Source organism: Bacillus sp. LL01 (assembly GCF_001037965.1).
Genome location: NZ_LFEL01000112.1, coordinates 1 through 5,471, shown reverse-complemented (window position 1 = coordinate 5,471; position 5,471 = coordinate 1). Strand labels below are relative to the sequence as shown.

6 protein-coding genes are annotated in these 5,471 nt (G+C 44.7%); all 6 read right to left on the bottom strand.

Features of this window, described 5'->3' with window-relative positions; genetic code table 11:
* Positions 1-87 (bottom strand): sporulation transcriptional regulator SpoIIID (locus AB685_RS25655; RefSeq protein ID WP_047973424.1); only part of this gene is annotated, 87 nt, incomplete at its 3' end.
* A gap of 420 nt (positions 88-507) precedes the next feature.
* Complete coding sequence (locus tag AB685_RS25650; RefSeq protein WP_082153774.1) at positions 508-1,170, bottom strand: 3'-5' exonuclease; 663 nt, start codon at positions 1,168-1,170, stop codon at positions 508-510.
* A gap of 32 nt (positions 1,171-1,202) precedes the next feature.
* Positions 1,203-3,131: a DUF294 nucleotidyltransferase-like domain-containing protein gene (locus AB685_RS25645; protein WP_047973423.1), complete on the bottom strand. Its 1,929-nt coding sequence runs from the start codon at positions 3,129-3,131 to the stop codon at positions 1,203-1,205.
* Positions 3,112-4,773 (bottom strand): sodium:solute symporter family protein, encoded by a 1,662-nt coding sequence (locus AB685_RS25640; protein WP_047973422.1) that lies wholly within the window; start codon positions 4,771-4,773, stop codon positions 3,112-3,114. Before AB685_RS25640 ends, AB685_RS25645 begins: the two co-directional genes overlap by 20 nt.
* Positions 4,774-4,820: 47 nt before the next feature.
* Positions 4,821-5,123 carry a DUF4212 domain-containing protein gene (locus AB685_RS25635; protein WP_047973421.1) on the bottom strand — a complete coding sequence of 101 codons (303 nt, stop codon included), beginning with the start codon at positions 5,121-5,123 and terminating at the stop codon, positions 4,821-4,823.
* 103 nt (positions 5,124-5,226) lie between these two features.
* On the bottom strand, positions 5,227-5,471 hold a 245-nt coding region (locus AB685_RS31925), incomplete at its 5' end, for a hypothetical protein (RefSeq protein WP_206742933.1).

Genomic DNA, 5,471 nt, shown 5'->3' with positions numbered 1-5,471 from the left:
CTCCTTCGCAATCGTTCGCACCGTTTTTCTTGTCTCGACGATATACTTGCCAATCTTGATTGTTCGCTCTTTGATGTAATCGTGCACACGTCTCGCCTCCCTAAATCTGTGTTGGTGATTGGTACAGTTTATTAGGGAGATTCAGCAGATATACCACATTTTAAAGAGGACGAGGGCTATTTTCAGACTTTTTTTACATATTTAAATGATTTTAGGACGTTTTAAGCTCTGGGGGGATCGGAAAAGGAAGTCATATGTGCGAAGGTTAATGGTTTATGTGCGAACTGGACTAGGTTATGTGCGGGATCTTTGTTTTATGAGCGAGCACCGGGAGTTTATGTGCGCTATTTTCAATATATGTGCGAGCGGCCTCTTTTACTCGTTTATATGTGCGAACGCGTACCGAACTGAACGGGACTGATCTGAACGCGAACCGCACAAAAACCCTCAACCCACCCCAACTCAAAAAAACGCGACCTCATCCGGCCGCGTTCTCTCATCTCACATTTAAAATACGACGCCTCTTGTGGTCGAGGTGCCTATTTCCAATAAGTCGGCAAGTGTTGTCTTGCCTCTGTCCTCTAAGTGGCGCATCAGCTCACAGAAGAGGTGTGCGGTGGTCATCGCATCACCGAGAGCTTGATGACGCTCATAGACCAATGTGCCAAATTGCAGGGCATACACCTCTAAGTCGCGCATGTCACGTGACGGATTAAGGTAGCCAATTAAGTCGAGTGTATCAACGACAAGAGGAGACTCAAATGTGTATTGCTTGCGTTGCAATTCTTTTTTCACGACCATCATATCAAAGCTGACGTAATGCCCGACCCACAGGTGACTATTGATGTCTTCATTAAATTGAAAGAACCGTTCGAGTGCATCAAGACCGACTGGAGCATCCTTCACCTTTTCTTCAGTAATACCGGTTAATTCCGTTATTTTTTGCGGGATTTCACGCTCTGGGTTGACAAAGGTTTGAAAGGTTTGCTCTTGCACCTCTAAATTCACTACCGGAACCGCAGCAATTTCAATCATACGATCAGAGCCATTAATCGCAAATCCGGTTGTCTCGGTATCAAATATCGTGAAGGTTAAATCACGAATATTTGTGTTCAATGGCACCTCTGATTGTAATTTATAATCAAGCTTTTGTTTTTTCCAAAACATCATCACACACACCTCCTCAAGTCGTCACATGATGGTTAATACATACCAAAGGCACCGAGTGTCTGGTTTTGTAAGCTGCGAATGGTTTTTAAGGCAATCATTAATTCCTCTTTATCCTTCGTTCTGAGATGAGCAAAATGAACTTTACTTGTTCGTTCTGTGTCTGACTTAAAGCTTTGCCATGCTTGATCGACCCGAATGGAGAGAACCACTTCATAAGCAAAACGAATTTCATCCGCTGTTTGCTCACTAAATACATCTCTTTCCACCAATCGATCGAGACGATCTAGTGGTGTCCCTCCAAATATTCCGTGATGGGCTGATAAAAGCTGCAAACAATGATGCATTGGGAATAGTGCATGCATCTTGATATCAATCGATTCCCGTTTCATCCGGAACAACGCACGAATCGGGTGATCAAGTGTTGGCACAGGTGATTCTTTTTCCTGCTCAGCCATGCGGTAAAGAAAGATTTTTGACTTCGTTAAAATCTCACGCACGACATCGACAAACTGATCATGAAGCTCAGCATCCCCGTAGAGCATGCGGTAAGATAAGAAGTTATGGCCAAGCAAGATGTTGTCATTTGTCGACCGTAAGCTCCAGCCACGGAGACGCTCTTGCCATTTCTTAAGCGAACCACGCCATTGCGATTCGCTTGCCATCATTAACCCTTTGCAACGTTTATAGCCGGCTTGCTGAAGATGGCGGACAATTTCTGTACCAAGCTCAGCAAAATAGGGGTCGATTTCTTCGCGTTTTTCTTCCGGGCTATCAGCATAAACAAGAAAATGATCTTGGTCCGTTAACATAAACTGTTCTGCTCGCCCACCACTGCCCATCATGTACCAATTGAAGGCTACAGGCGGTGCTCCTAGTCCACGGTCCTCTAAAGCATGAACGGCGAGCTGTWCCGCATGTCGAACGAGGCGGTCGTATAGCTTCGTTATCACATTTAAAAGATGAGTCGTTGGAATTCGATCTTGAATTAAATTACTAAGCACATCATAGATGGCGGGCTTCATGGCATCGATTGTTTCATAATTGGACTCTTCAATCGTATGAAGAATCTCCATCGTGCCCCGGTTTTTCTTCCGAAGGAGATCAGATAACGTCACCATTCCGATGACGCGGCCACGGCGCATCACAGGTAAATGCTTGATCCCATTCATCAGAAAGCTCGACATCGCCTCATAATAAAAGGCATCATCGGCTATGATGAACGGGTTGGCGGTCATCACTTCTTTGGCGACCATTCCAGGGCCGCCTCCATTTGCGACCACACGCGCGACGAGATCTTTTTCGGTGATAATGCCAATTAATTGGTCTCCGTCATTCACAACAACAACGGAGCTGGTACCCCGTTTGACCATGGTATCCGCCACGTCCTGCACATCATCATCTTGATCCACGATAACAACTGGTTCGGTCATCACATCGTGAATGCGGCGGATAAATGGCTCACTCTCCCCAAAATGGCTTGCTTGCTTCACTTGTTCAGCGAGAGATTGATAGATATCACGTAGTCTAATAGATGCTTGCCTGAGCATGAAATCACGAACGGTATCATCATRCCAGCGTGCTTCAATAACCGGATAGGGAATGTGCAGACATGTCGCTTCTTCTACTGCTCGTACTTCTACTGCATATTGTTCTGGATTTTCACTTTTTTCGCCTAAAAAATCAGCTAAGCTTGAAAATCCAATCATATCCCCTTTTTGAAGCACTTCTAGTACCTCTTGGGCATTGGCTTCCCCTCCGCTAACAAAAACTTCTGCCACCCCTTTCAKGATGAGCAGAAGTCCTTCTCGCGGCGTCTTTGAATAGAGCACTTTCTGAGATTTCGTGTAGTGTTTGAGTTCACAGGTTTCTAAGAGTTCCCGCAATTCGTCGGCTGTGATGCCGACAAAAAGCGGGTGAGTGTGGATCTCTTGTATGATTTGGCTATCTACCTGATGATTCATCCATCCATACCTCTCCGTCTTTGTAAGTCATTTGTTCAGGATAACGTAGGTCAACCACTTCATCTTGTAGTTTTTGTGATGGTGCAGCTGTCATTTTAGAAACGAGATACGTAACGATAAAGTTAATAGGTACCCCGATGAGACCTGCTCCTGTATCTTGAATGCCAAAGATCGTGATGCCGCTACGTGCTAATAAAATGTATGTCAGTGTAACAGACAACCCGACAAGCATCCCCGCAATCGCCCCTTTTGCATTGGCACGTTTCCACCAAACCCCTAGTAGGAGAACAGGGAAGAAGGTACCGCCGGCAAGTGCGAACGCCCACGCAACGATTTGCGTAATAACCCCTGGCGGATTAAGAGCAACCACACCGGCAACAATTGTTGCTAGAACAATCGCCCAACGTCCAGCAGCAAGACGTTTTTTATCACTTGCATTTGGATTGACGAGACGATAGTAAATATCATGCGCAAACGATGAAGAAATGGTAATCAATAAACYACCGGCAGTCGATAAGGCAGCTGCCATCGCACCGGCTGCAACAAGACCAATAACGAAWACGCCTAGGTTAGCAATCTCAGGTGTGGCCATAACGACGATGTCATTTGAGATGACAATTTCTTGCCATTGAAGAATACCGTCTCCATTTTGGTCAGCGACTTGAAGGAGGCCTGTATTAACCCATGTTGTAGTCCAAGCTGGTAATTCATCAATTGGTTGACCTGCTACACGTGTCATTAAGATAAAACGAGAAAATGCTGCGTATGCTGGTGCCGATAAGTAAAGCAAGGCGATAAAGACAAGCGCCCACGCACCACTCCAACGGGCAGCTTTCATCGTTGTTACTGTGTAAAAACGAACAATTACGTGTGGAAGCGYAGCTGTTCCGACCATTAATGTAAACATAAGCGCGATGAACTGTGACTTTTCACTTTCTGCAAATGGAGCAAAGTACTCCGAGATCCCCAGTTCCCGGTCAAGCTCACCTAATTGGGTGACGATATTTCCATATGTAAGCCATGGTAATGGATTACTCGTAATCTGAAGTGACATGAACACAATTGGAATAATGTAGGCAATGATTAAGATGATGTATTGAGCCACCTGTGTCCACGTGATCCCTTTCATCCCACCGAGTGTTGCATAGATCGCGATAACAACTACCCCAATCATCGTTCCGTACATCGCCGGGATGTTTAAGATACGACCAATAACAACACCAGAACCTGCTAATTGACCGATGATGTAGGTAAAACTAATGATAATCGTTGCAATCGCGGCAATTAAACGAGCCGTGTTACTATCGAAGCGGTCACCAATGAACTCTGGAACTGTATAGCGACCGTACTTCCGAAGCTGCGGTGCTAGTAAGAAAGTTAAGAATAAATAACCACCAGTCCAACCCATGATATAGGCAAGACCGTCATAACCTAGAATCATAACCGTACCAGCCATCCCGATAAAGGATGCAGCACTCATCCAGTCTCCACCGATCGCCATACCATTCCAGAACGGTGGAACGCCGCGGCTTGCTACGTAGAAGTCAGATGTTGCTTTTGCACGGTTATAGACCGAAATCCCAATGTATAGTCCGAACGTTGCCATAATCATTAATACTGAAACTAATGTCTGTTGGTCCACAATGATGCCCCCTTATTGTTCATTTGTCTAGTTCATTTGTCTATTTTTTAGTGATCGAGCGCTTTCCCTGCACTTGCTCTGACATTCTCTTCTTCATTAATGCCAAACTTCTTATCAATTTGGTCACTTATAATAGCGTTTCCAAATAATAATAGAACAAAGGTAACAACAGCCCCTTGCGCTCCCATGTAGTAATGAGCGGGCATTCCCATAATAGTAAAAGTGCTAAAGAACTCTGCAAAAGCTACTACACCAAACGATACAAGGCCTCCAATGATCAAACAGACAATAACAAGAGTCGTTCTCGCACGAAAATAGGCATCGGCTACTTTTTTATCAATTTTCTTCAAGTCTCACGCCTCCTTATAAAATGGCTTGCGATTTTTGTCCACTATACGGCTACTTGCCCATCATAGATTGGCACCGCCTCCCTTTTAAACTAAAATCGTTTCATTAAGCATGGTGTGTTCGTTTTTGTGGGGTCATGGTGTGGTGACAATTTGTGCAGCGTCTAAGAGGTGTTTTCTTTTTAGCAATTCGAAAATTCATCCACGCGACGAGTGGGATAAAAGCTAGAAATACCGGATGAACAACGAAAGTTAAGACGATTGCCATTAAAAAGGGTAGGGCACTAAGTAAGAAAAAGTATTGCCCCATCTGGATGTGGGTGAGTGTATCTTGATGACATTTCTCGCAAT

Coding starts and splice junctions, on each gene's coding strand:
- AB685_RS25650 (WP_082153774.1), bottom strand. CDS start 1,170: ATGATGTTTTGGAAAAAACAAAAGCTTGATTATAAATTACAATCAGAG.